General features: G+C 43.8%; 24 protein-coding genes. 12 read left to right on the top strand and 12 right to left on the bottom strand.

The genetic code is table 11. From position 1 onward, the window contains the following. Position 1 precedes the first annotated feature (1 nt). The 10 genes from I6L24_RS14660 to radA form a co-directional block, all read right to left on the bottom strand. Positions 2-2,878: a putative bifunctional diguanylate cyclase/phosphodiesterase gene (locus tag I6L24_RS14660; RefSeq protein ID WP_216986235.1), complete on the bottom strand. Its 2,877-nt coding sequence runs from the start codon at positions 2,876-2,878 to the stop codon at positions 2-4. Positions 2,879-3,055: 177 nt separating this feature from the next. Next, complete coding sequence (locus tag I6L24_RS14655) at positions 3,056-3,766, bottom strand: 16S rRNA (uracil(1498)-N(3))-methyltransferase (RefSeq protein WP_004731835.1); 711 nt, start codon at positions 3,764-3,766, stop codon at positions 3,056-3,058. Between the two features lie 37 nt (positions 3,767-3,803). Beyond that, entirely contained in the window at positions 3,804-4,640 is an 837-nt protein-coding gene (gene metF / locus I6L24_RS14650; RefSeq protein WP_004731833.1) for a methylenetetrahydrofolate reductase [NAD(P)H], read from the bottom strand. A gap of 182 nt (positions 4,641-4,822) precedes the next feature. Further along, positions 4,823-6,205 carry an adenosylhomocysteinase gene (gene ahcY / locus I6L24_RS14645; protein WP_216986234.1) on the bottom strand — a complete coding sequence of 461 codons (1,383 nt, stop codon included), beginning with the start codon at positions 6,203-6,205 and terminating at the stop codon, positions 4,823-4,825. 378 nt (positions 6,206-6,583) lie between these two features. After that, positions 6,584-7,108: a tetratricopeptide repeat protein gene (locus tag I6L24_RS14640; RefSeq protein ID WP_004731828.1), complete on the bottom strand. Its 525-nt coding sequence runs from the start codon at positions 7,106-7,108 to the stop codon at positions 6,584-6,586. 98 nt (positions 7,109-7,206) lie between these two features. Then, positions 7,207-7,545 carry a DUF3325 domain-containing protein gene (locus I6L24_RS14635; protein WP_216986233.1) on the bottom strand — a complete coding sequence of 113 codons (339 nt, stop codon included), beginning with the start codon at positions 7,543-7,545 and terminating at the stop codon, positions 7,207-7,209. Next, complete coding sequence (locus I6L24_RS14630; RefSeq protein ID WP_004731824.1) at positions 7,542-9,275, bottom strand: PepSY-associated TM helix domain-containing protein; 1,734 nt, start codon at positions 9,273-9,275, stop codon at positions 7,542-7,544. Before I6L24_RS14630 ends, I6L24_RS14635 begins: the two co-directional genes overlap by 4 nt. 1 nt (position 9,276) lies before the next feature. Further along, a complete protein-coding gene (locus I6L24_RS14625) occupies positions 9,277-9,633 on the bottom strand; it encodes a hypothetical protein (RefSeq protein WP_148334280.1) in 357 nt (118 codons plus the stop codon). Positions 9,634-9,856: 223 nt separating this feature from the next. Beyond that, positions 9,857-10,861, bottom strand: a complete 1,005-nt coding sequence (locus tag I6L24_RS14620) for a Tim44 domain-containing protein (protein WP_148334281.1) — start codon at positions 10,859-10,861, stop codon at positions 9,857-9,859. Between the two features lie 118 nt (positions 10,862-10,979). After that, positions 10,980-12,371, bottom strand: a complete 1,392-nt coding sequence (radA, locus tag I6L24_RS14615) for a DNA repair protein RadA (RefSeq protein WP_004731817.1) — start codon at positions 12,369-12,371, stop codon at positions 10,980-10,982. A gap of 174 nt (positions 12,372-12,545) precedes the next feature. Between radA and I6L24_RS14610 the strand changes: the two genes are divergently transcribed. Further along, on the top strand, positions 12,546-12,950 hold the full coding sequence (locus I6L24_RS14610; protein ID WP_004645721.1) for a hypothetical protein: 405 nt from the start codon (positions 12,546-12,548) through the stop codon (positions 12,948-12,950). Between the two features lie 98 nt (positions 12,951-13,048). Here the strand turns inward: I6L24_RS14610 and I6L24_RS14605 are convergent, their stop codons facing one another. Then, entirely contained in the window at positions 13,049-14,395 is a 1,347-nt protein-coding gene (locus tag I6L24_RS14605; RefSeq protein WP_216986232.1) for an alanine/glycine:cation symporter family protein, read from the bottom strand. A gap of 319 nt (positions 14,396-14,714) precedes the next feature. Here I6L24_RS14605 and I6L24_RS14600 point away from each other — a divergent pair, with 319 nt between their 5' ends. From I6L24_RS14600 to I6L24_RS14570, 7 genes are all read left to right on the top strand, one after another. Next, a complete protein-coding gene (locus tag I6L24_RS14600) occupies positions 14,715-16,118 on the top strand; it encodes an amino acid permease (RefSeq protein WP_213687528.1) in 1,404 nt (467 codons plus the stop codon). 132 nt (positions 16,119-16,250) lie between these two features. Further along, positions 16,251-16,484 carry an LPS translocon maturation chaperone LptM gene (gene lptM, locus I6L24_RS14595; RefSeq protein WP_195726050.1) on the top strand — a complete coding sequence of 78 codons (234 nt, stop codon included), beginning with the start codon at positions 16,251-16,253 and terminating at the stop codon, positions 16,482-16,484. Between the two features lie 24 nt (positions 16,485-16,508). Then, positions 16,509-17,753, top strand: a complete 1,245-nt coding sequence (gene lysA, locus I6L24_RS14590) for a diaminopimelate decarboxylase (protein WP_216986231.1) — start codon at positions 16,509-16,511, stop codon at positions 17,751-17,753. Positions 17,754-17,765: 12 nt separating this feature from the next. After that, complete coding sequence (dapF, locus tag I6L24_RS14585; protein WP_216986230.1) at positions 17,766-18,611, top strand: diaminopimelate epimerase; 846 nt, start codon at positions 17,766-17,768, stop codon at positions 18,609-18,611. Positions 18,612-18,696: 85 nt separating this feature from the next. After that, positions 18,697-19,302, top strand: a complete 606-nt coding sequence (locus I6L24_RS14580; protein ID WP_216986229.1) for an alpha/beta fold hydrolase — start codon at positions 18,697-18,699, stop codon at positions 19,300-19,302. Beyond that, positions 19,303-20,238, top strand: a complete 936-nt coding sequence (gene xerA / locus I6L24_RS14575) for a site-specific tyrosine recombinase/integron integrase (RefSeq protein ID WP_071850642.1) — start codon at positions 19,303-19,305, stop codon at positions 20,236-20,238. Between the two features lie 231 nt (positions 20,239-20,469). Further along, positions 20,470-20,853 carry a hypothetical protein gene (locus tag I6L24_RS14570; RefSeq protein WP_004731804.1) on the top strand — a complete coding sequence of 128 codons (384 nt, stop codon included), beginning with the start codon at positions 20,470-20,472 and terminating at the stop codon, positions 20,851-20,853. 210 nt (positions 20,854-21,063) lie between these two features. Here I6L24_RS14570 and I6L24_RS14565 read toward each other — a convergent pair whose 3' ends face one another. Then, on the bottom strand, positions 21,064-21,558 hold the full coding sequence (locus tag I6L24_RS14565) for an Lrp/AsnC family transcriptional regulator (RefSeq protein WP_004645712.1): 495 nt from the start codon (positions 21,556-21,558) through the stop codon (positions 21,064-21,066). Positions 21,559-21,670: 112 nt separating this feature from the next. On the opposite strand from I6L24_RS14565, the gene I6L24_RS14560 reads away from it, so the two are divergent. The 4 genes from I6L24_RS14560 to I6L24_RS14545 all read left to right on the top strand — a co-directional run bounded on the left by I6L24_RS14560 (position 21,671) and on the right by I6L24_RS14545 (position 25,342). Further along, positions 21,671-22,276, top strand: coding sequence for a LysE family translocator (locus I6L24_RS14560; protein WP_216986228.1), 606 nt, complete (start codon positions 21,671-21,673; stop codon positions 22,274-22,276). Positions 22,277-22,799: 523 nt separating this feature from the next. Continuing rightward, positions 22,800-23,552 carry an electron transfer flavoprotein subunit beta/FixA family protein gene (locus I6L24_RS14555; RefSeq protein WP_004731799.1) on the top strand — a complete coding sequence of 251 codons (753 nt, stop codon included), beginning with the start codon at positions 22,800-22,802 and terminating at the stop codon, positions 23,550-23,552. Positions 23,553-23,570: 18 nt separating this feature from the next. Further along, positions 23,571-24,503, top strand: coding sequence for an FAD-binding protein (locus I6L24_RS14550; RefSeq protein ID WP_005252481.1), 933 nt, complete (start codon positions 23,571-23,573; stop codon positions 24,501-24,503). 179 nt (positions 24,504-24,682) lie between these two features. Continuing rightward, positions 24,683-25,342: a hypothetical protein gene (locus I6L24_RS14545; RefSeq protein ID WP_216986227.1), complete on the top strand. Its 660-nt coding sequence runs from the start codon at positions 24,683-24,685 to the stop codon at positions 25,340-25,342. The last annotated feature ends 84 nt before the right edge of the window (positions 25,343-25,426 follow it).

Below are 25,426 nucleotides of genomic sequence, written 5' to 3'. Positions count from 1 at the left end.
CTTAGACTTGGGGTATATAAGTCTGATGCGTCTTGTCTCGCACTAAATAAGCGGTTGCATCCTGCTCAGGAAGCGGTTTGGAAAATAAGTAGCCTTGGGCAATATCACAGTCTAAATCACGTAGATATTCTAGCTGCTCTTCAGTCTCGATGCCTTCCGCGACCACGGTCATGCCCATGGCTTTACCCATGGCCACCATGGCACTGACAATGGCTGCCTGCTTATTTTCCCCAATCTTGCAAACAAAACTGCGATCAATTTTTAAGGTATCAATCGGAAAATCAGCAAGATAGGAGAGAGAAGAATAACCTGTACCGAAATCATCTAGGGCAATATGAATATGTCGCTGTTTAATTTCATTCAGCAGGTTTTTGACCGCTTCCGAATTTTCAATTAAAGAAGATTCGGTAATTTCCAGCTCCAGGCTGGCGCCAGAAATCTGGTTGTCTGCAATGGCTTGGTCCAGATCATCAAGTAATTGACCACGACGCAATTGCTGCGCCACGATATTGACTGATACACAAATATGATTAAAGCCCAGATCATTCCATTGGCGAATCTGTTTAGCGGCCTGCTGGATCACTAGGCGGCCAATGTCTGAAATCAGGCTGGTCTGTTCCGCTAAGGGGATAAACAGCCCTGGTGCAATAATACCTTTTTCTGGATGGTTCCAGCGAATCAGCGCTTCAAAGCCATAAATGCTTTGATCGCTGAAATTGATTTTTGGCTGATAATACACCACCAGTTCATTATTCTGGATCGCTTTACGCAGATCCCGTTCCAGAAAAACCCCTTTGTTCTGTAATGAATGATTTTCACTGGAATAAAAGTAAATAGTATTGCCGCCAAGATTTTTGGCTTCGTTCAATGCCTGTTCGGCGCAATTATTTAAATAATCCAGCTGACGGCCATGATCAGGATAGAATGCCACGCCCATGGACAGGGTAATCACATGATCCTGACCGTAAATATTGAATGGTCTGCTAAAGGCCTGAGCGATGCGTTCACAATGGTGTTGAACTGAAGGGCGAATATGTGAGATTTCATAGAGAATCGCAAAATCATCACCATTTAGATGTGCCACAAATAGCGCTTCTGCATTGGTCATCCGCAGCCGCTGCGCCACCTGGCGTAAAAGTTCATCACCGCCGTTATTGGACAGGTATTCATTTAATGGCCGGAAACGGTCGATGTTAAGCCGAATCACAGCCATCTCTTTAATCGAGTCTTTTTGCGAAACTAGATATTGATGCAGCTGATAATTATAATAAAAGCGGTTCGGTAAGTCAGTCAGCGTGTCATAATTTTCCAGATAGGACAGGCGCTGTTCCTGTAATTTACGTTCAGTCAGATCTGATACGATACCAATATAATGAGTAATCCTGCCTTCATCATCAGTCACGGCATTAATATGCAGCCATAAGGTCGACTCTTTACCAGACAGAAATTTTGCATAAACCTCTCCATCATAAGAGCCAATCTTTTGAATCTGTTTGACAATATTGGCCTGAAAAGTACGTTGCTGGGATTTATTTTGCACTGCAATATCAAATAAGGATTTACCGATAATCTCGTCACGCTCAAAACCGCTCAAGTATTCGTAGTGAGGATTGACATCGATATAATCTAATTCAGGATTCAGAATGAAAATCCCTTCCGCAGCCTGTTCCAGTACACTGGCCACCAGCTTTAAACGTTCTTGAGACAGACGTTCCTGCTGGATATCACGACGGATGCCCACCATACGCAAGGGTTTTTTATTTTTAGGATCACGACTGATCACCCGGCCAATATCATGTACCCAACTCCAGCCACCTTCACTGAGCTTGATCCGGTAAGTGGCATCATAGCGTTCAATCTGGCCACGCAGATGCTGCTTCATATTGCGCTTAAAATAGGCCAGATCTTCAGGGTGAATCAGATACTGTAATTGCAGATGATGATCTTTGGAATCGCGCAGAATCTTTTCGTCTTTATGATTGGTTAAGGTGATGCTGCGCTCTTGAATATTCCAGTCCCATGGCCGAATACCGGCAATTTCATGTGCAAGTTTTAGATTCTGCTGCTGATTCTTCAGGTCATGATTGATCTGTTCAATATCATAGGTACGTTCCCGTACTTTTTGCTCCAGCAATTGGTTACTGAGCTGTAATTGCTGTTCAATATCTTTGGATTTATTGACTTCAGTTTTGAGTTGCTGGCACAGTTCATCAGTCCAATGCACTTGCTGTTCTGCATTTTTCACCAAAATATCATTTTCCGCATACAGACGTGAGGTGCGGCTGTGAATTCGATAACTACTTGTCGCGCACAGCAGAATCACTATGAGCGCAAAGTTTAAGGCCAGACCAAAAAAGGGATTGGAATGACCGACATGGTCAAGCTGCGACAGTAAAAAAGGGAATAAGGACGGCAAAAAGACCAGACAAAAATAGCTCAGTTTCTGGGTCAGGTAGGTCAGGCCAAATGCTTGGCTTACAATCAGCAACAAGGCAGACAAGGTCAGTGCTTCAATATCTTCAAATACAGGATTGGCCTGCGGCAAATAGTAATAAATTGTATAAATACCGGCCGCGATACAGCTTCCGACTGCAAGGCTCTGCATCTGTAACCAGCGGTGCGCGCTTTTCTGATTATATTGTTCGGGTTTGAAATACAGCGTATTCACCAGCCAGCACATGCTGACCAGAAGTTCTGTCAGAATAAACCAGGTATTAAAATACGTATTAGAAGGACTATATTGAATGTGATAAATACAAAAAATATAGAGGCAAATCAACATGATACTGAGCAAAAAATAGCGACTATGGCGAAGCGTATTCGCAATTTGAGCATCATGCAAATGCTGCTGAATATAGTCGTCCTGATTATCAACCATGTGATTCAATGCCTGTATTCATCCTAAACGGTTTTCGTCCTTGTGCATTGTTGTTATAAAAACCCCAGGAAATGTGTGAAATCAATTAATAAGTATTTATTATTCTTTAGTCGAGATTAGATGTCTTAAAAGTAAAAATCAACAAAATTAAAGACAAATTTTTACCCATCCGATGAACTAAAGCACATAATTCAAAATTGACAGGGCAACAACAGGAGCAGTTTCGGTACGCAGGACACGCTCGCCGATACACCAGTTGAGAAAACCTTTCTGGTTTGCGGCACTAATTTCTGCCTCACTCAAGCCACCTTCGGGGCCAATCAGCAGGGCAAGATCTAAAGTCGCATCTGCCAGTACATCTGTTTCATCTTTATTGGGTGCTAAAACCAGTTTGGTGTTCGGAAGTTCAGTATCCAGCCATTTTTCAAGTGACATGGGCGCTAAAATTTCAGGCACAATGTTTAGACCACATTGTTCACAAGCCGCAATAGCAATGCTTTGCCAGTGATCCAGCTTTTTCTGGTCGCGATCATACTTTAAACGCATTTCACAACGATCCGAAGTCAGCAGCTGAATTTCGGAAACGCCCAGTTCGACTGCTTTCTGAATCGCATAATCCATACGGTCGCCTTTACTCATCACCTGACCGAGCAAAGCCTGGAACTTTGGTGTGCGATTGGCAGGATTAAATGCATTGACCGAGACGGTGGCTGATTTTTTAGCAACCTCGGTTAAAGTCACGTCATATTCGCCACCCTGTCCATTGAACAGGGTCGCGCTTTCACCGACTTGCGCGCGTAAAACCTTTACCCAATGATGAAATACAGTTTCCGTAAGCTCAAGGCTGACATCAACAGTTAAATCAGCATCTATATAAAAACGTGGCATTGATCGTTCTACTCAAAAAATCGGTGAAATAAAGGGCTTAAGCTAAACCAAGATCGGTGACCAGCTGACGGGTCGGGTCAGTAGTATTCATGGTGTAAAAATGCAAACTTGGTGCACCACCTGCAAGCAGACGCTCACAGAATTTAACCACAACTTCATGGCCAAAGGCTTTAATGCTAGCAGTATCGTCACCATAGGTTGCCAGTTGCTTGCGAATCCAGCGTGGAATCTCAGCGCCGGTACCATCAGCAAAGCGAATCAGGTTGCTGGCATTGGTAATTGGCATGATGCCTGGCGCAACTGGAATATCGATTCCTGCTTTCTGGATACGATCTACAAAATAGAAATAAGCATCTGGATTGAAGAAGAACTGAGTTAAAGCAGCATTGGCACCTGTATTGACTTTATCAACAAAGTGCTGAATGTCTTTGTCAAAGCTTTCAGCCTGAGGATGCATTTCCGGATAAGCTGCGACTTCAATCTTAAAATGATCGCCTGAATGTTCGCGGATAAAGCGAACCAGATCAGCTGCATAAGGTAATTCGCCCAAACCTACTTGGCCTGAAGGCAAGTCACCACGCAGGGCAACAATACGGTTAATGCCTTGAGATTTGTACAGGTCTAGAAGTTCAGCAATACGTGCTTTGTCATCGCCAATACAAGACAAGTGAGGGGCAACAGGTGCGCCTTTGCCATTAAAGTCATTGATAGTAGACAGGGTGCGTTCACGAGTGGAACCACCAGCACCATAGGTCACAGAGAAGAACTCTGGATTTAAGAGTTGTAGCTCTTGATGCACAACTTTGAGTTTTTCCGCACCTAAATCAGTTTTGGTCGGGAAGAATTCAAATGAAATTGGAATCTGTTTAGACATGTTCAAATCCTTTTTATAAATACTTTTTAATTAGTTTTACCTCTCCTAAATCCTCTCTTGCGCTGAGCTTCAAAGCAGTGCTTTAAGCACGCTCAGGAGAGGATTTACCCTCGATGACATACATTTGGTAATGAATGTTCCCTCTCCCTATGGGAGAGGGTTAGGGAGAGGGTGGAGTTTAATTAGTATTTATAAGCATCAGACTTGAATGGACCTTCAACTTGAATGCCTAAGTAATCCGCTTGTTCTTGAGTCAATTGAGTCAAGACACCACCGAAACCAGCAACCATCGCAGCAGCAACTTCTTCATCTAATTTCTTAGGAAGAAGTTCTACACGAATTTGTGCAGCTTTTTCAGATTCTGGAAGATCAGCAAATTTCTCAGCGAATAAATGCATTTGACCCAATACCTGGTTGGCAAATGAACCATCCATAATACGTGATGGGTGACCAGTCGCATTACCAAGGTTCACCAAACGGCCTTCAGAAAGAAGGATCAGGTAATCATTTTCATTTTCTGAACGATACACCTGGTGTACTTGAGGTTTAACTTCAACCCACTTGTAGCCACGTAGGTAAGCTGTATCAATTTCAGTATCAAAGTGACCGATGTTACAAACAACTGCGCCAGCTTTTAATGAATCAAGCATTGCAGCGTCACATACGTGGTAGTTACCTGTTGTAGTTACGATAAGGTCAGTGTTTTGAAGAAGGTCAACATTGATGTCTTCTTTCTTGCCAGTTTGCACGCCATTTTTGTATGGAGATGCAACTTCATAACCGTCCATGCATGCTTGCATTGCACAGATTGGGTCAACTTCAGTTACGCGTACAATCATGCCTTCTTGACGAAGTGATTGTGCAGAACCTTTACCTACGTCACCGTAACCGATTACAAGCGCACGACGGCCAGATAAAAGCATATCTGTACCACGTTTGATTGCATCGTTCAGTGAGTGACGGCAACCGTATTTGTTGTCGTTTTTAGACTTGGTTACTGAATCGTTTACGTTGATTGCAGGAACTTTTAAAGTGCCATCACGAAGCATTTCGTACAGACGTTGAACACCTGTCGTTGTTTCTTCAGTTACACCGTGAATTTTTGCAATCACTTCTGGATATTTTTCATGAACAAGTAGCGTTAAGTCACCGCCATCGTCAAGAATCATGTTGGCATCCCAAGGCGTGCCATTTACATTGATTTGTTGTTCAAGACACCACATGTATTCTTCTTCAGTTTCGCCTTTCCAAGCAAATACAGGAATGCCCGCAGCAGCGATTGCAGCAGCAGCATGGTCTTGAGTTGAGAAGATGTTACATGAAGTCCAGCGAACTTCTGCACCCAATTCAACCAGCGTTTCAATTAAAACGGCAGTTTGAATGGTCATGTGGATACAGCCGAGAATTTTCGCGCCTGCAAGCGGTTTTGCTGCTGAGTAGCGTTTACGCAGACCCATTAGGGCTGGCATTTCAGCTTCAGCAAGTTTGATTTCTTTACGGCCGTAATCAGCAAGTGAAATATCAGCAACTTTATAATCTGTAAATGAAGCAGTAACCGCGTTCATCAGGATCTCCTAGGAAAAAATAGATTGGATCGTTCTGTTCGCGGATGCCGTTGTTGATCAGAACGAATGTCTGACCGATGGTCGAGCCTAGCGATTTTACATTTAGTGCCTGTAAAACGTCGCAGCATCCCTCGACTAGCGCAGTATTGTACTTGGATTCTATGAATGAGCCAAGTTGAAAAAAGATAATATTAATTGTTTTCTAAGTTTTGAGTTTTTAGTTGATCAAAAGCCTGTCAGCCTGTAGGCATTAAAATCGAATATTTTCTATTTATTCTTTTTTTGATTCTCCCGCCTCACAGGGGAATAAGCACGATATTTAATTTTATCGTCATGATTATGCGTTTAAAAAAGCCCATCATCTGACGGGCTTTTTATTTATTCTATTTCCTGTTCAATCTTATCTGCTTTTTGTGTCCAGTAATCTGCCTGTATGTCATCAGCGACAACACCTAAACCGTTCCCATAAATAAAAGCAAGATCGCGCATGGCCTGAACTTCACCCCATTCCGCAGCCTGTTTGACTAAAGAAATCGATTTCTCTACATCTTTTTCAATTACGTCACCACGACGGTAAAAACCAGCCAGCTCTAAAGTCGCAGCAGGGTGCTTCTCGATATTGGCCTTGCTTAACCAGTAATAGGCTAACTCAAAGTGAGCTTTAGATTCTTCCGGATCTTCTTCCGCTAATTCTTTAGCGTAAACGGTATAACCTTCACCTAACCAGTACATCGCATCAACCAACCCGCCGTTGGCTGCTTTTAATGCCCATTCTTCAGCCAGAATGATGTCATCATCATGCTCGCTTTGCATATACAGTTCAGCCAATTCAAATTGCGCTTTAGCATTGCCAGCTAAGGCAAGATTGGTCAGGGCAGCAGAGGGAGAAACACGCTGGGTCATATCAACATCTCAAAAATATTATGCGTAGACTAATGCTTTAAACTAAAAAAGCCAATCCGAAGATCAGCTTTTCAAATGAGGATGGGTAAATTAGAACTTTAGATTAAACAAATGATGCCTGAAATGACGGCAATCACCGCACAGATTGAGGTAATCAGTTTAATTTTACTTTCCAGATAACTCAGGCTTAAAGCTACGACCAGGGCCGCAAAAGTCAAACTGCCGAGCCAATAACTGATCATGTTGCTGGCAAATCCTGTTAACAGACACAGAATCAGGGCAATTATGAGCAATACCCAACCCAGAATAGTCGCAAGTTGTGTTTTTTTAGGGTTGAGTTCTGTGTCAAAAATCTGTTTTTGATGTTTGGACATCGACATTGCAAGTGCAAACAAACCCAGTGAAGTTAAAGCCCAAATCAATAAGAAGAACATCATGCCTGATTCTCCTTGAGAGCAGCCTTGGCTTTTTTAGAGGGCAAGCCTTGATGGTTTTTCACTTTTTTAAATGAAAACCAGAACAAGATCGCAAGCACCCACATCGCCAAATCAAAAGAAGCAATGACCCATTGACCATGCATGATGCTATTCCAGATCGCTTGACCACCGGTCATGAAATTCACGATTGGCAACAATGCGAATGCAGCAGTGGCAAGCAGTAATAGTTCCAGCCAGGCCTGACGATGACTGCGAATCATGGCATACAGCAATGTCAGCAACCATACAATAAAGAAGCTACGTATTTCCCAGTTCAGACGCATGTCCATGTCTGCCGGAATAAAACGGTTGGCATAGAAATAGGCAGCACAGGCAACAGGTAAACCAATAATGGCAGCGATATTGGTGACTTCCACAAGACGATAACCAAACGATTTATAGCCTTGTTTCTGTTGCTGTGGTGCACGTTTGACACACCACAGAATCAAGCCGGTGGCAATCATCAAGGTGCCGACCACGCCCGACATGAACAATAACCAGCGTAAAGCCAGATTCACGCCACGTGCTTCATGCAATGTGGTGAATACATTATAAATACCATTTGCGATTGAAGGCATTTTCAGTGTGGTTTGATCTGGCTTTAATTCACCTGTTACGCCATTAAAAGCAAGGCTCGGATAAACATTGCGATAAGCTACGCTGACTCCGTTTAAGGCACGAAGCTCAATTTCTGCTTTTACGGTATTTGGCTGGATAATAGTTATCATACCCACCGGATTATTTTTCCATTCTTTTTCGGCTGTTGCCAAGATCGGAGCTAGATCGGTTAACGGTGCAGGAGGTGCAGCTTGCATTTCATCACGAGAGCGGCGACCTTCACTGCGTGCAGACATTTCACCGCGCTCGCCACGATTTTCTCTCTCAGCTTGCGGTCGACGTTCTTTGCTCTCACTATGGCTTTCACGGGATTCAGCCTGAATACTGTTGTCTTGAACCAAACTCTTACGTTGATCCTGAAGGAAAGCACCACGATTTTCATAAATCTGGTTTACGCCCCAGGGCATGAGGGTAAAAAGCAATAATAATAAGCCACTGAAGGTAATCATGATGTGAAAGGGCAGGGCAAATACCGCAGTAGCATTGTGTGCATCCAACCATGAACGCTGACCTTTGCCGGGACGGAAAGTAAAAAAATCCTTGAAAATTTTCTTATGGGTAATGACACCGCTGATGATTGCCACCAGCATGAGCAGGGTCGCAACGCCGACCATCCAGCGCGCCCAGATTCTTGGCAAACCATACAATTCAAAGTGGAAACGGTATAAGAATGAACCACCGCGTGTTTCACGCGCTTGCAAAACTTCGCCGGTGGCGCTGTCAATCGTCACGCGAGTACCGCCACGACGGGCACGCGGATCTTCGCCGGCACTACGAATAGTCAGGGTGGTAGTATTTTGGCGTGAGTTAGGAAGCTGGATTGCCCAGCTGCCAGCATCCGGATGGTGCTGTTGCAGATAAGCCAGTGCCACACGGGTTTGTTCGATTTGAGTCTTTGGTGGAACTGATTGATGAAATTCCGGTTTCATCCAGACGGTAATTTCGTTCTGGAAAAAGCTTAAGGTTCCGGTCAAGAAAATCGCATATAAAAGCCAGCCTAAAATCAGACTGGCCCAGGTATGCAACCACGACATCGACTGGCGTGGACCTTCGGGTTTTGCATCTACTCTCATCTCAATTTCCTAAAAGCTTATAGGCGATATAGAGTAAAACACCGGGAATCGCGATCCCGAGCGTAGCTTTGAGCGTCTTATTCACCATAAATACCCAGATAAATGCAGCAGCATTCAAGCTAAAGCCAATCAGGGTGGCGGACATGGCTGCACTGCTTCCACTGTCGATAAAAAGCTGGGCAATCCCGATCGTTGCCAGTGTAGCCAGTAGATAACCGCCAGCACCCGCCAGAATAAAGCGATATAAAATCATCCCACGATAAGCCAGCATACTTGCTTTGACTTTATTTTTGCTTGATGGTTTCGGTGCAGTGACTGTTTCAGTCGCTATAGCTTGCATATTCGGACTATTCATCATCGAAAATTCTATTTACAAACTTATGAAGTAATTAATGATAATGATAACAATTATTGTTTGGATTTTAAATATGGGTTGTTGAACTATTTATATGAAAAATAAGTAAAACTGGAAGTTAAGTTAAAAAAGAGAGGGGGAAGGGAATTAAAAAAGATCAAAATGTAAGGCTTACAAATAAAAACAGCGGCTCGAAGGCCGCTGTCTAAACTTCATTTATTCACGATTAGTCTTGCTGAATACCTGCAACCACCCAGTCCTGATTTGAACCTGCTGGTTTGGTGAAATGCCAGATTTCTGCGAACGGTTGCGGCAAGCTGTTTAAGTCTTCGCTTACCGTACCTGTAAAGCGTACGCTGACAATATACTGGCCATTGTCAGTCGATGAGTCGACGACCATCGCATTCAGATTTGAAAACTCGGCAACATCCTGATCCTGATTGCTCATGATGTCGTTATACATTGACTGATAAAGTTCAGGAGTCAGATAACGCTGAATTTCAGAAATGTTGCTTGCTGTATTCATGGACTGAATATGGTTAAAACGCTGACGCGCTACACGCAAGAATGCTGCAGGTTCAGTACCATCCGGTAACTGGCTGCCACTTTGGGTATAAGCTGCACCAAAAGGCGCGTTATTTGCCGGAGCAGAACCGAACGGAGCATTGTTGCTTGACGTTTGACCACCCACATTCTGACCAAAAATATTGGTACTGTCACCACCGCGAGGTGCAGTCGGTGCCTGACCAAAAGGTGCTGTATTACCAGCACCGCTATTTGGTGCGTATGGGTTAGAAGCTACTTTTTTTTTTGCGCCCATCTTACGGAAAATGAAGAAGGCAACAGCAGCAGCAAGAAGGATCCAGATCCAGCCTGGAATACCACCTTTTTCCTCTTCGGCTTGAGCAGCCTGAGCTTCAGATGCTGCTACACTTTGATCATCCGCCAAGGCATTGGCAGCAACTGCACCAATCGCAGCACCGGCTACACCCGCGGCAACCATGCCGCCGACACCCGGACCGGATTTTTGCTGGGTTGCAGCACCGGCAACTGGCGCTTGTTGAGCAGGCGCAGCTTGACGAGGTTGTTGATAAGATTGAGTAGGTTGTGCAGAACGTTGCATGCCGTGACTTTTACCGCCACCGGCACGTTTTGCTTCAGCTGCAAAAGGCGCAACCAATAAAACTGCTGTCAAGATACCTGTGATCAAACCGCGCTGTCGAACTTCCATTCATTTTTCCTATGAGAATAAAACCTGTTTGTACAGTCTATTTATATAGGCTTTGTGTGGAATTTCAATCAAAAATCTGTATTTTTTTGCTCTTTGTACGAAATGAGCCGGTTTACAGTTAATTGAGTTCATCACTCAGCGCCATTGCCTCGCTCAAGGCTTCATGTAAACGCGCAACTGCAATAATTTGCACGCCCTCGATGGATTTTTGCGGTGCATTGCCGCGAGGGACAATAATGTATTTAAAACCATGTTTAATCGCTTCTTTCAGCCGTTCCTGACCGTTCGGCACAGGGCGAATCTCTCCAGACAGTCCGACTTCCCCAAAAACCGCCAGCTGTTGCGGTAAGGCTTTGCCACGAATGCTGGAAGCGCAGGCGAGAAGTACCGCCAGATCCGAACCTGTTTCGGTAATTTTCAATCCACCGACAATATTGACATAAACATCCTGGCCGGAGGTTTGCACACCACCATGCCGATGCATGACTGCAAGGAGCATATTTAGACGGTTCTGATCCAAACCAAGCGCTACGCGTCTTGGTTGGCCATGTGCATCATCGACCAGTGCCTGAACCTCAACCAGTAGCGGGCGCGTACCTTCGCGGCTGATCATTACAATCGAACCGGGAATCGCTTCATCATAACGGCTTAAAAAGATGGCTGAAGGATTGGAAACTTCGCGCAGACCTTTATCGGTCATGCCGAACACACCGAGCTCATTGACCGCACCAAAACGGTTTTTGACCGCTCGGATCATCCGGTAACGTGAATCCGACTGGCCTTCAAAATACAGCACACAGTCCACCATATGTTCCAGTACACGTGGGCCAGCCAGTGCGCCTTCTTTGGTTACATGACCGACCAGAAACAAAGACGTGCCACTATTTTTGGCAAAACGGGTCAACAAGGCCGCTGATTCACGAATTTGTGAGACACCACCTGGTGCAGATTGCAGGGTTTCGGTGTACAGGGTTTGGATCGAGTCCAGGATTGCCACCGCAGGACGTTGCTGGGCCAGTACTTCACAAATACGTTCGACGCAGGTTTCTGCCATGACTTTGAGCTGGTCGGTCGGCAGATCCAGACGCTGGGCACGTAAAGCCACCTGAGACAAAGATTCCTCACCGGTCACATACAGGGCCGGATTTTTGGCAGATGCCATGTGCGTGGCTGTTTGTAGCAAAATGGTGGATTTACCAATCCCGGGATCACCGCCGATTAGGACCACCGAACCAGTGACAAGTCCGCCACCCAAGACCCGGTCAAATTCGCTGATACCCGTCGGCAGACGGGTTTCATGAGAGACTGAAACCTGATTTAAAGTCGTGATGCTGGACGCCTGGCCCGCATATCCACCACCAATTTTTGGCTGAGCACGATGCGTCACTGCCGGTGCAATGGTTACCTCAACCAGGCTGTTCCATTCCCCGCATTCAGAACACTGCCCCGACCATTTTGGATGATCGGCACCACATTGTTCACAACGATACACACTTTTTGCTTTAGCCATATTTGAAGATGAAGCGATTGAAATTGAGTGACAGCATAGCGGTGAATGCCATCGAAAACCAAGTCTTTCACCTGAAAAATCATGGTTTTTACGACAAGTCTTGTCGTTTTTATTTATGCTGATTTGAATGCTATGCGTCAACGCCGTCTATAATGCCCATCTTGTTATGCTGGAATGGAACAGATCTTGTCACAATTGTTGAAACATATTGATGCGATCGCACGCGAAAAAAACCGTGATGTGCTGTTTGTGCATTTTGATCATTATGTCCATCCAGATCGGGACGCAAACTCGGTTCGCCAAATGTTGATCGGCTGGCTAGAGCAACAGGGCATTGTCTATATGCCGTGTTTAGGTGTGGATCAAACCGTCCATAGTGAAATCTACCTGGGTGGTCTTTATCTGGATGTACCTTTTGATCTGCATCATAAAACCTATCAAAAATTGAGTGGATATCTGGAAGATGAACAGGGCAATATGAAAATTAAAGGCATTCAGTTTTTTGTTTTATCTTTAGGACTAGCGTTGGAGCTTGAATCTGAGTGGGACAAGCTGGCTTGTAGTGGTTTACGTTGCTAAATTTTCATGATGAAGAATGGAAAAGATGAAGCATAAAAAGCCACGATTAACGTGGCTTTTTACTATTTGAATTGAGTAGTTAAATAATAACTTATCAATTAATAAAGTTCACCAGATTTACGTCTTGCAATGAAGTCTTTCGACTCTTTGGCAATAACACCAGACAGAAGTAATAAACCAATCAGGTTTGGAACCGCCATCAGGCCGTTGAAGGTGTCGGCAAATAGCCAGACCAGATCCAGTGTGGCCACACAGCCAATGAAAACTGTAGCAATGTAAATGATACGGTAAGGCAGTACGAATTTTTCACCGAGTAAATAGGTGGCACATTTTTCTCCGTAGTAGCTCCAGCCTAAAATGGTGGAATAGGCGAAGAAAATAATACCGAAAGTGACCACCCAACCACCGACACCCGGCAGCAGTTTGTCGAACACGCCGATAGTCAGTACCGCACCGGTTTGATCTCCGAATGAATTACCGGCCATGATATAACCCATCACCAGGACAATACCGGTAATTGAACAGACAATAATCGTATCAATAAAGGTACCGGTCATAGACACCAGACCCTGACGGGCTGGATGATCGGTTTTTGCCGCTGCGGCAGCAATCGGCGCAGAACCCATGCCAGCTTCGTTGGAGAATACACCACGTGCTACACCATAACGAATCGCTGCACCAATCGCACCGCCCACTGCGGCTTCACCGGTAAAGGCATAGCTGAAGATCATTTTTAGTGCCGGCATGACCAGTTCCAGATTATTTAAAATAATAATCAGACCGCCAGCAACATAACCCACTGCCATAATCGGCACGATCACAGAAGAAGCTTTGGAAATTGATTTGATCCCGCCCAAAATCACCAGTGCTGAAAAGGCAGTAATAATAATACCCGTTATCCAGGTTTCGATGCCCAAGCTGTTTTCAACCGCAAGTGCTACGGTATTCGACTGTACTGAACTGCCAATCCCAAAAGAAGCCAGTGTCCCGAACAAGGCAAAAATCAGCGCCAGCCATTTCCATTTCAGACCACGTTCGATGTAGTACATCGGACCACCAGACATTTCACCCTTCTCATTTTTCACTCGGTATTTGACTGCCAGAACACCTTCGCCATATTTGGTGGCCATACCAAACAGGGCGGTCATCCACATCCAGAACACGGCGCCCGGACCCCCGAGGACACAGGCAGTGGCTACGCCGGCAATGTTACCGGTACCAATCGTGGCAGAGAGTGCGGTCATCAATGAAGCAAATTGGGAAATGTCCCCTGAATGGTCAGGGTGCTTGCCAAAGACCTGTTTGAAGGCTAGGGGCAACATGCGGAACTGCCAGAACAATAAACGGAAGGTAAGGAAAATCCCGGTACCAACAATTAGTACCAGCATATAAGGGCCCCAGACCCAGCCGCTTAAAGTTTCCATTAAACTTTGTAAATTTTGCATAAAATTCTTCTTATTGATCCATGTCTGTGTAGTTCGAGGTATTGATTAAAAAGCAATTGCTATGCCAGATGCATTCATCCTGAATGCATAAATTGGCTGAATAGTGTTTTATTTTTTACACAGTTTTAAAAATTTGACAAGAAATTACTGGAATCTTTCAGGTCAAAAATAAAGCAAAAATGTAACTGGAGAGCGATATAAGAAAAATAAATTAACTTCTTCAATTAATCAGGAAATACAAATGATGCAAATTTTATTTTTGTATTCAGCATTTTTTACGTTAATTTGTCGCGAGTAAAACTCAAAGTTGTAATTAATAATGTCAGAAAAATATAACAATTCATCGGCAGAGCACGGTGAATTAAAGCGGAGTTTGTCCAATCGGCACCTACAGTTAATTGCCATTGGGGGCGCCATCGGAACCGGCCTGTTTATGGGTTCGGGTAAAACCATCAGTCTTGCAGGTCCTTCGATTCTGGTGATTTATATGATCATCGGTTTTATGGTCTTTCTGGTGATGCGTGCATTGGGTGAACTGTTACTCTCCAATTTGCAATATAAATCTTTTATTGATTTTGCCACGGATCTGATCGGGCCTTGGGCCGGATACTTTGTTGGCTGGACCTACTGGCTGTGCTGGATCACCATCGGGATTGCAGATCTGTCAGCCATTATTTATTATCTGCAATTCTTCAATAATGGTTTGCCCTTTAGCCCTGAAGAAGGCGTCATGATCAGTGTTGCCGCGATTGTGTTTATCATGGGGCTGAATCTGGTCACGGTAAAACTGTTTGGTGAAATGGAATTCTGGTTTGCCCTGGTCAAAATTATCGCCATTGTGGTGCTGATTGCCGTTGGTCTGTGGATGGTATTTACCGGCTTTACCAATGATGTTGGTACGGTCGCATCCTTTAGTCATATCTGGGAGCATGGCGGTTTGTTCCCAACGGGTGCCATGGGCTTCCTGGCCGGTTTCCAGATTGCCATCTTTGCCTTTGTGGGGGTGGAACTGGTGGGGACTACCGCGGCTGAAACCAAAGATCCGGAAAAGAACCTGCCAAAAGCGGTGAACTCTATTCCGATCCGTATCATTATTTTCTATGTATTGGCACTGCTCATTGTGATGTCAGTAACTCCATGGAACCAGATTGACCCGAATGTTTCGCCCTTTGTAAACCTGTTCAGTCAGGCTGGCATTGCAGCGGCTGCGATTATCATGAACCTGGTGGTATTGTCCTCGGTGATGTCATCGATGAACAGTGGCGTATTCTCGACCAGCCGTATGCTGTTTGGCCTGTCGCGTGAAGAGCAGGCACCGATGGCTTTTGGTCGTCTGAACCGTCGCGCAGTGCCTGCCAATGCCTTGTATTTCTCGGCGGTATGTTTGTTGCTGGGAGCAGCACTCCAGTATTTTGTTCCGGATACAGTTCGGGCCTTTACCTTGGCAACGACTTTATCTACGATTCTGTTTATCTGTGTCTGGATCATCATTATCTGGAGCTATATCGTGTATTACAAAACACGACCAGAGCTGCATGCCAAATCGACCTTTAAATTACCAGGTGGTTTAGTGACCTGTTGGATCGTGATTATCTTCTTCCTGAGCATGATCGTGGTCTTAGCACTGGAAGAGGATACTCGCCAGGCACTGATGATCAGTCCGATCTGGTTTATCCTGCTAATCATTGGCTATTTTGGTTTCTATAAACAGAAACATAAATAAACCTTATCAATAAAAACGTCAGCGATCTGCTGGCGTTTTTTTTTGTCTAAAGATACTCTCTAGCGTTTAACGCTTGGGTCATGCCGAATGATCGCGTTATACTTCATCGAAACTATTACATTAGGTGGTCAGATGCGCCAAGTCATTTGCTACATCAGTATCTTAGCGACAGGTCTTGTTCTTGCAGGTTGTGGACAGTCAGGTGCTTTGCACTTGCCAAATGATCCGAATTACGACAAGCGTGCCAAGTATCTGTTATACAAAAATACTGAAACTGAGCCTAAAGCGTCCGATGAAGAACGCGAGGCACCTGTGCAACAACAGTTTGCTGCACCTACCGATTCAGACGTTAAAACCACTCCATAACGCTTTCACAGAAAGGATACCTTCATGAGTTTCACCCGCATTAATGGGGTATTGCACGCTGAGCAATGTTCATTACAACAGCTCGCGGAGCAATTCGGCACACCACTCTATGTTTATTCTAAAGCCACTTTGGAAAAGCATTTTTTAGATATGGACCGTGCTTTTGATTTTATCGACCATCAAATCTGTTTTGCGGTAAAGTCCAACTCTAATCTTGCGGTATTGAATGTATTGGCCAAACAGGGTGCCGGTTTTGATATTGTGACCGGTGGTGAATTGGCGCGTGTGCTGAAAGCCGGTGGTGAGCCTTCGAAAATCGTATTTTCGGGCTTGGGTAAATCTGAAGCGGATATCAAAAAAGCGTTGGAAGTCGGCATTGCCTGTTTCAACGTGGAATCTTATGCCGAGCTGGATCGTATCCAGAAGGTTGCGGCTGAATTAAATATCAAAGCGCCGATTTCATTACGTGTGAATCCTGATGTCGATGCCAAAACCCATCCTTATATTTCAACCGGCTTAAAAGAAAATAAATTCGGTATTCCGTCTGATAGCGTGTTTGAAACTTATCAATATGCAGCGTCATTGCCAAATCTGGATGTGGTTGGGATTGACTGCCATATCGGTTCACAGCTGACTGAAACCCAGCCATTTGTCGATGCACTGGATCGTGTCATTGTGATGATCGACCAGTTAAAAGAGCTGGGCATTCACCTCAAACACATCGATATCGGCGGTGGTCTGGGTGTGACGTATAAAGATGAAACCCCGCCGTCGGTTGAAGAATATGCCAATGCGCTACGTCCAGCTTTAGAAAAATTGGGCTTGAAAGTGTATATGGAACCGGGACGTAGTATCTCTGCCAATGCAGGTGTGCTGCTGACTAAAGTGGATCTATTAAAACCAACGAATCACCGTAATTTCGCGATTATTGATGCTGCGATGAATGACCTGATTCGTCCTGCTTTATATGAAGCATGGATGGACATTCAATCTGTTACACCTCGTACCGATGTCGAAACGAAAGAATGGGATGTCGTGGGCGCAATTTGTGAAACTGGTGATTTCCTGGGTAAAGAGCGTGAGCTTGCGATCAAGGAAAATGATGTGCTGGCAGTACTCGGTGCAGGTGCGTATGGTTTTGTGATGAGTTCAAATTACAACAGCCGTGGACGTGCTGCTGAGGTAATGGTCGATGCTGATCAGGCACATTTGATTCGTGAACGTGAGACGATTGAATCACTTTGGGAACGTGAGCGTTTATTGCCTTAAGGATAAATCAGGATGTTATTAGAATTTACCAAGATGCATGGTCTGGGCAATGACTTTATGGTGGTTGATCTGATCAGCCAGCGTGCTTATTTAGACACTTTGACCATTCAGCGTTTGGCCAATCGTAACTTTGGCATTGGTTTTGATCAACTCTTGGTGGTTGAGCCACCCGATGTGCCAAGTGCAGACTTTAAATATCGGATTTTTAATGCCGATGGTTCAGAAGTGGAACAATGTGGCAATGGCGTGCGCTGTTTTGCCAAATTTGTACATGATCGTCAGCTCACGACCAAAACCAAAATCAAGGTACAAACCAAATCTGGTATTGTAGAGCCGGAATTGGGTGCGAATGGTTGGGTACGGGTCAATATGGGTTATCCAAAATTTTTGCCTCAGGAAATTCCATTTGTAGCTGATGCGCCGGAGAGCCTGTATGACATCGATCTTGCTGGCGGTGAAAAGCTGACCATTGATGTGGTCAATATGGGGAATCCACATGCGGTGACAATCGTACCGGATGTGATTGCTGCCGATGTCGCACGTATTGGTCCACAAGTTGAATCACATGCGCGCTTCCCGGCACGAGTCAATGCTGGCTTTATGCAGATTATTGATGAAAAACATGCACGTTTACGTGTGTACGAGCGTGGTGTAGGCGAGACCTTAGCTTGTGGTACAGGTGCCTGTGCTGCCGCAATTTCAGGTATGCGTCGTGGTCTGCTGTCGAGTAAAGTCGAAGTTGAACTGGCAGGCGGCAAGCTGCAAATTGAATGGAAAGCAGGTGATGTGGTCTGGATGACCGGACCAACGGCGACCGTATATGAAGGACGTCTGGATTTACGTTATTTCCAGGGTTAAGCTTGGTTCCGTTTGAGAAAAAAGCACTGTCTTCGATGGTGCTTTTTTTATGCTAGGATGGGGAAAACCGTAGAATTTGACCGAGATGAATAAGCTTGTGTTCCTGCCGGGTGCTTCAGGAAGCCAGCACTTTTGGCAGCCATTAAAGGCAGCATTAACCGAACATACACATCAGCAAGCCATTGCCTATCCGGGTTTTGATGGTGTAGCGCCAAATTTAGCCATTCAAAACCTGTATGAGCTGCATGAATTCGTGAAAGAAAAAATTGAGAATGATTCCATTCTGATTGCCCAGTCTATGGGTGGTGTATTGGCCATTGGATTGGCACTTAAGCATCCACAGAAAGTCAAAGGACTGGTATTGTTGGCGACATCTGGTGGTCTGAATTTAAAATCATTTCATTGTGCAGACTGGCGTACAGATTATCGTGAACAATTTAAAACAGCACCGGACTGGTTTGTACAAGACCAAACTGAATTTAGCTGCGTTCAGCTCGCAAGTCTGGACGTTCCGATCTTGCTGATCTGGGGAGATCATGATCCTTTAAGTACTGTTCAGCTTGGACAATACTTGGCAGGAATTTTTAAAAATGCAAAACTGCATATTATCCAAGGTGGAGATCATTTCTTTGTCAATACTCATGCAGGTCAGGTTGCAATGCTGATTCAAGGTTATCTGGAGCAATTCTAAATGGAGCAAGCAGTGATTGTGCCACCTCAACTCTTGCTCAATATGTGGCTGAAAGAGCGTGAAATTCAAAACCAGTCCAAACATACCTTACAAGCCTATGAGCGTGATGTCTCGGATTTTTTAGAGTTTTGCCAGCGTGAACAGCTCAATTTAAACGATGTAGAAGCCACCGATTTACGCCAGTTTCTGGCTGAAAAAGTGGAACAGCATCAGCTCAGTCCTAGCAGCCTGCAACGTATGCTTTCGGCTATTCGCCAGTTTATGAAATGGGCCGAGCAGGCTCAGCATATGGCTTTTAATCCGGCGGATGATTTTCAGTTAAAACGTCAATCGCGTCCTTTGCCGGGCATGGTGGATATTGAAACCGTCAACCAGATTATAGATCAGCCTGCGCCTGAAAATGAAATACAGCAGCAAATGTGGCTCCGGGACAAAGCGATTTTGGAATTGCTTTATTCGAGTGGGCTGCGTCTGGCAGAACTGCAAAGCCTGAGAATTAAAGATATTGATTTCAACCGGCAGTTATTACGCATTACTGGTAAAGGCAATAAAACCCGGATAGTGCCTTTCGGTTCCAAGGCCAAAGACAGCGTGATGGCCTGGTTGCAAATCTATCCTTTATGGAATGGTGATTTTGTGCCGGAGGCGAATGTATTTATTACCCAGAAAGGCAATCCGCTTGGTGCACGGCAAATTGAAAATCGGGTCAAGTTTCAGGCGCAGCGCGCAGGCGTCAATGTCGATCTGCATCCACATTTATTAAGACATTGCTTTGCCAGTCATATGTTGTCGAATAGCCGGGACTTACGCGCGGTGCAGGAAATGCTGGGACACAGTAATTTAACCACCACGCAAATTTATACTCATGTCGATTTTGATCATCTGGCCCAAATTTATGATCAGGCTCATCCACGTGCGCAGCATAAAGAAGATTGATCATGTGCCAAGTTGTAAAGAATAAAAATCATGAAAATTGTATTTTTGGCACAAAACTTTCATATATAAACCTTAAAATGGAATTGAACTGAACATTGGCGTTTGGGTACGCATTTCACTATTGTCTTATTCGTTAAATGCGCCATTTCAGGTATAACAATAAATACTATTTAATATTTAAAATGAAATATTGCTGAGCAGCGTCTCAGCATTTGACCGATGGGAGGTTACATGGACACACTGGTAATTGCAGATATAGAGCAAAAATATGCACAGTTAAGTGAAGCTCAAAAAGAAATGTTTGCAGGTTATGGTCTGCGACAAATCAAACATTTTGTGGACATTAGCTTACCCAATCTTGAAGCGACTTTACCTGAAGGCGCCATCATTCAAGGCATTAATGCCGATGGGAAAGTTCAGGCCTTTAATGCGGCGACTGGACAATACTATTTATGGATTTCTGACTTGCAATGGCAATTGTCGAATCGTGCGACCCAAGCAGTCGATTTAAAAGAAGATGCGATTGCGATTTGGCAAATTTTTGAATTGGCAGACTATGAGCTGGTAGATTTAAGCCATGTACATCGTGATTTTTTAGCACAAGAAACTGAGTAAATTCTGAAGCATCCACACAGCATAAAAATAAGACTCAGTCCTGTGGTTTGGCTTTGCTCAAGAGGAAAAGGTTGTCTTCTATTATAGGCAACCTTTTTTATACGAGAACTTGCAATCTATGCGCTTGCAGCACAGGTTATGGTTTCAGCAAGCTACGATCATTCAAATCTTAAATTAAGAACATAGCTTCGTTATCTAAAATCAGTTTGCCTATAAATCTTCTAAAGGTAGCTGGAAACTCTGTTTAATAATCTGACTCGGTAAATCTGTTTTTACACTGGTAATACCATTTTTTTTGGTCAGATGGGTCGACTGGAATTTCCGGTAACTTTCCAGATCAGGCACCACGACTTTCAACATGGCATCGCTCTCTCCCAAAATGATGTAGCACTCCATCACTTGCGGCAATTCTTTCATCGCCTCAATAAAGGTATCAATGGTTTCGGCATCCTGACCGACCAGCCAGATGCGCGAAAATAAAATCAGCTGAAAACCAATTTTTTGTTGATCGACAATAGTCGTGTAATTCTGAATCACGCCTGCATCTTCCAGCAATTTCACCCGGCGTAAACAGGATGAAGGTGAAAGTCCGATTTCACGTGCCAGATCATTATTCTGAATACGGCCATTGGCCTGTAAATGTCGAATGATATTTTTATCAATTCGATCAAGCTTTACCCGCACAGACTTGGTGGATATTTTCATAAATTAGAATAGTATTCGAAAAATAATACGTATTATAAAATAAATTGAAAGCCAATTTTGTAAAAAATCGCAGATACTTATTTCACTTTCTGGAGTTTGAAAGGAAAAGGAAATGTCTGTATTTGTACTCTTTGCACTGACCGTGCTTCCCCTGATTTTTACGCCTGGACCCGATATGTTATTTATCCTGTCTCAAGTGATGGGTAAAGATGCAAAAGCAGGCATGATGGCAACCTTAGGGGTGTGTTGCGGTTACCTGGTGCATTCGATCCTGGTAGCACTCGGAATTGCGGCTATTATTGTCTCTTTTCCGGTGCTGTTTGAAACGATTCGCTGGCTCGGGATTGCTTATTTGCTGTATTTAGCCTTTGGTTTGCTCAAATCGGTATTTAATAAAAATGCGCTGAACATTGAGAAAAAGACGTCAGCCAATCCGATAAAAAAAGGTTTTTTTACTGCGCTGTTAAATCCGAAAGGCATGTTGATCTATTTTGCGATTTTGCCACAGTTTATTGATAAATCAGCCAATACTGTCAGCCAAGGTTTGATTCTGTCCTTTATTTTTATCAGTCTGATTTTTGTGGTGTATTGTGGTTTAAGTATTTTATTCAGCAAAATCAGCCAGAAAAATCAAATGGATGAACGTAAACAAAAATGGGTGGATGGCACTTCTGGTGGTTTACTGGCACTTGCCGCAAGCTGGTTAATCATTAATTAATCTGGCTGTAAAGAAGCATACTCTTCGCAGTATGCTTTTTTTATAATTGCGAAGATTTGAAATTAAACATTCACTGTGTCGGCGTAGAATTCAATGCGCTGGTTTATTATTTGGTCAATTTGTCTTTATATGGGGTTTAATTCGCTCTCAAAAATAGTTCTGTCCAAAATGACAAAAGCTGACATACGTATATTCCGGCTGTTTTGCTTCAAGCTGCTTTAAATCAATTTAAATTAAATGTGATCAATCAAAACTTCTGATGTGATTAATCAGATAAAAAAATAATATAAATCAATGGTTAAATTTTAAGTAAATATTGATACATTTCATTGTAATAAAACGATAACAATTAATTGTGAACGCATCGTTCAGGGAAAATTACGCATTTTTACACCTCTTTGTTGAATTGTGACTTGACCGAAATGCCGTACACATTGCAAGATAGGGCACCTAAAAAAATTTAAGTGAAGAGTTACACTAACTTTTCTCAACATTTACATTTGCTAAAACAGCCGAGGATTACATGAAGGCTCTTGTTGCTGTAAAACGTGTGGTTGATGCCAACGTTAAAGTTCGTGTTAAACCGGACAACAGTGGTGTTGACTTAACTAACGTTAAAATGTCAATTAATCCATTCTGTGAAATCGCAGTGGAAGAAGCGGTTCGTTTAAAAGAAAAAGGAACTGTTTCAGAAATCATTGTTGTTTCTATTGGTCCTAAAGAAGCGCAAGAACAAATCCGTTCTGCAATGGCGCTTGGTGCTGACCGCGGTATTCTGGTTGAAGCTGATGACAGCCAACTGGGTGCGCTGGAAATCGCTAAAATCCTGAAAGGCGTTGTTGACGCTGAACAACCACAATTGATTCTTCTAGGCAAGCAAGCCATTGATGATGATTCGAATCAGGTTGGTCAGATGCTGGGCGCTTTAATGGGTGCAGGCCAAGGTACCTTCGCTTCTGAGGTGAAAGTAGATGGCGATAAAGTACAAGTAACACGTGAAGTAGACGGTGGTTTACAAACTGTTGAGCTGACACTTCCAGCAATCATTACCACTGACTTGCGTTTGAACGAGCCACGTTATGCGGCACTTCCAAACATCATGAAAGCGCGTAAAAAACCGCTGGATACCAAGTCACCTGCAGATTTCGGTGTAAACCCTGCAACTAAACTGAAAACAGTGAAAGTTGAATCACCTGCAGAGCGTAAAGCTGGCGTACAAGTGAAGTCTGTAGACGAGCTTGTAGAAAAATTGAAAAACGAAGCGAAAGTGATCTAATACAGAAGGATAAAAATCATGAGTATTTTAGTTATCGCTGAGCACGACAACAAAGCATTAAACGCTGCTACTTTAAACGTTGTTGCTGCAGCGCAAAAAATCGGTGGTGATATCACTGTATTGGTTGCTGGTTCTGGCGCTCAGGCAGTTGCTGACCAAGCGGCTAAAGTTGCGGGTGTAAGCAAAGTATTACTTGCTGATGACGCTGCTTATGCAAACCAATTGGCTGAAAATGTGGCTAAACTTGTTGCTGAATTAGGTAAAGGCTATACACATATCCTTGCTGCTTCTACAACAACTGGTAAAAACATTTTGCCACGTGCAGCTGCGCTTCTTGACGTAAGCATGATTACTGACATCATTGCGGTAGATGGTCCTAAGACTTTCAAACGTCCGATCTATGCAGGTAACGCAATTGCGACTGTAGAATCAGGCGAAAGCATCGTATTGGCGACTGTTCGTGGTACAGCATTTGATGCTGTAGCTGCTGAGGGTGGTTCTGCTGCTGTTGAAGCTGCTGCGTCTACTGGTGATGCCGGTATTTCTAAGTTTATCAACGAAGAAATCGTAAAATCTGAACGACCTGAACTGACAGCTGCGCGTATTGTAGTTTCTGGTGGTCGTGGTGTTGGTTCTGGTGAGAACTATCACAAGATCCTTGATCCATTGGCTGACAAGCTTGGTGCTGCTCAAGGTGCATCACGTGCTGCGGTAGATGCTGGCTTCGTACCAAACGATATGCAAGTGGGTCAAACTGGTAAAATCGTTGCGCCTGATCTGTACATCGCAGTCGGTATCTCTGGTGCGATTCAGCATTTGGCGGGTATGAAAGAGTCTAAAGTGATCGTTGCGATCAACAAAGACGAAGAAGCGCCAATTAATGCAGTTGCTGACTACTGGTTAGTCGGTGACCTGAATACTGTTATTCCTGAATTGGTTTCTAAAATCTAATTCCTGAATCGGGTTCAAAAGACGCTCTTGCGCAGGCAGTAAAAGCAATGCTTTACTGTTTTGTGCAAGGGCGTTTTCTTATGCAAAAATTTTAAAAATACTCGGCAGTCGAAACTAGAGTATTTCATTTGCATGAAAAGTGATAAAATCCCGGTTTGCTTTTTCTCCTGTTTTTAATCATGTCCTTTTCCAAAGCCGCCCATATCCTGTTCATTAGTTTTCTGCTGATTGCGCTTTATCTGGGTATTTGTATTCATACTGCCCTGAATGCACCGCCTGCGGTGACTCAGTATTTATTTAGTGAATCAGGCGCTTTTGAAGTCATGAGTCCATGGTTATGGTACTTGCTGGCAGTGCTGTGTTTACTTAATGTTGAAATCAAGCCCAATACCCGAGTGTTTACGGCTATAGCAGCGACATTATTGGGATTACGGGAAATGGATTTTCATAAGCAGGTGTTTGAAATGAGTTTTATCCAAACGAATTTCTATCGTAGTGCTGAAATTCCGCTCATGGATAAGCTGCTCGGATTTATTTTATTGCTCGGGATTATTTTTGTCTTTCTGATATTGGCGAAAAAATTGGTTCAAACCATACGAAGCATGAAAGATTCTTTGAATATTGCACATTTTTTTATCTTCCTTACCATTGCCTGTGGCGGACTGAGCAAGGTGCTCGATCGCACGACTTCAACCCTGAAAGATGAATTCGGCATCCAGTTGGTGCCGCATACACAAATCATGATTATGACCATTGAGGAAGGGGTGGAGATGTTATTGCCAGTTTTATTGATTGTGGCTGTGCTGAGCTATCGTAAAGTACTGAACCAGACACAATAAAAATATAGAAAAAACGATGAAGATGCGCCAGTTGATTGGCGCATTTTGTTTTTATAGTACTGTATTTCTCAAAATTTTGGGTAT

This window comes from Acinetobacter lwoffii (genome assembly GCF_019048525.1).
Classification (GTDB): Bacteria; Pseudomonadota; Gammaproteobacteria; order Pseudomonadales; family Moraxellaceae; genus Acinetobacter; species Acinetobacter lwoffii_K.
The sequence above is the reverse complement of the archived record's forward strand: the minus strand, read 5'-3'. Positions and strand labels throughout refer to the sequence as shown.

Coding starts and splice junctions, on each gene's coding strand:
- I6L24_RS14565 (WP_004645712.1), bottom strand. CDS start 21,558: ATGAAAATATCCACCAAGTCTGTGCGGGTAAAGCTTGATCGAATTGAT.
- I6L24_RS14550 (WP_005252481.1), top strand. CDS start 23,571: ATGAGTATTTTAGTTATCGCTGAGCACGACAACAAAGCATTAAACGCT.
- I6L24_RS14635 (WP_216986233.1), bottom strand. CDS start 7,545: ATGATGTTCTTCTTATTGATTTGGGCTTTAACTTCACTGGGTTTGTTT.
- dapF (WP_216986230.1), top strand. CDS start 17,766: ATGTTATTAGAATTTACCAAGATGCATGGTCTGGGCAATGACTTTATG.
- radA (WP_004731817.1), bottom strand. CDS start 12,371: ATGGCTAAAGCAAAAAGTGTGTATCGTTGTGAACAATGTGGTGCCGAT.
- I6L24_RS14660 (WP_216986235.1), bottom strand. CDS start 2,878: ATGGTTGATAATCAGGACGACTATATTCAGCAGCATTTGCATGATGCT.
- I6L24_RS14545 (WP_216986227.1), top strand. CDS start 24,683: ATGTCCTTTTCCAAAGCCGCCCATATCCTGTTCATTAGTTTTCTGCTG.
- lptM (WP_195726050.1), top strand. CDS start 16,251: ATGCGCCAAGTCATTTGCTACATCAGTATCTTAGCGACAGGTCTTGTT.
- I6L24_RS14600 (WP_213687528.1), top strand. CDS start 14,715: ATGTCAGAAAAATATAACAATTCATCGGCAGAGCACGGTGAATTAAAG.
- xerA (WP_071850642.1), top strand. CDS start 19,303: ATGGAGCAAGCAGTGATTGTGCCACCTCAACTCTTGCTCAATATGTGG.
- I6L24_RS14610 (WP_004645721.1), top strand. CDS start 12,546: ATGGAACAGATCTTGTCACAATTGTTGAAACATATTGATGCGATCGCA.
- ahcY (WP_216986234.1), bottom strand. CDS start 6,205: ATGAACGCGGTTACTGCTTCATTTACAGATTATAAAGTTGCTGATATT.
- metF (WP_004731833.1), bottom strand. CDS start 4,640: ATGTCTAAACAGATTCCAATTTCATTTGAATTCTTCCCGACCAAAACT.
- I6L24_RS14625 (WP_148334280.1), bottom strand. CDS start 9,633: ATGATGAATAGTCCGAATATGCAAGCTATAGCGACTGAAACAGTCACT.
- I6L24_RS14605 (WP_216986232.1), bottom strand. CDS start 14,395: ATGCAAAATTTACAAAGTTTAATGGAAACTTTAAGCGGCTGGGTCTGG.
- I6L24_RS14640 (WP_004731828.1), bottom strand. CDS start 7,108: ATGACCCAGCGTGTTTCTCCCTCTGCTGCCCTGACCAATCTTGCCTTA.
- I6L24_RS14655 (WP_004731835.1), bottom strand. CDS start 3,766: ATGCCACGTTTTTATATAGATGCTGATTTAACTGTTGATGTCAGCCTT.
- I6L24_RS14570 (WP_004731804.1), top strand. CDS start 20,470: ATGGACACACTGGTAATTGCAGATATAGAGCAAAAATATGCACAGTTA.
- I6L24_RS14620 (WP_148334281.1), bottom strand. CDS start 10,861: ATGGAAGTTCGACAGCGCGGTTTGATCACAGGTATCTTGACAGCAGTT.
- lysA (WP_216986231.1), top strand. CDS start 16,509: ATGAGTTTCACCCGCATTAATGGGGTATTGCACGCTGAGCAATGTTCA.
- I6L24_RS14580 (WP_216986229.1), top strand. CDS start 18,697: ATGAATAAGCTTGTGTTCCTGCCGGGTGCTTCAGGAAGCCAGCACTTT.
- I6L24_RS14630 (WP_004731824.1), bottom strand. CDS start 9,275: ATGAGAGTAGATGCAAAACCCGAAGGTCCACGCCAGTCGATGTCGTGG.
- I6L24_RS14555 (WP_004731799.1), top strand. CDS start 22,800: ATGAAGGCTCTTGTTGCTGTAAAACGTGTGGTTGATGCCAACGTTAAA.
- I6L24_RS14560 (WP_216986228.1), top strand. CDS start 21,671: ATGTCTGTATTTGTACTCTTTGCACTGACCGTGCTTCCCCTGATTTTT.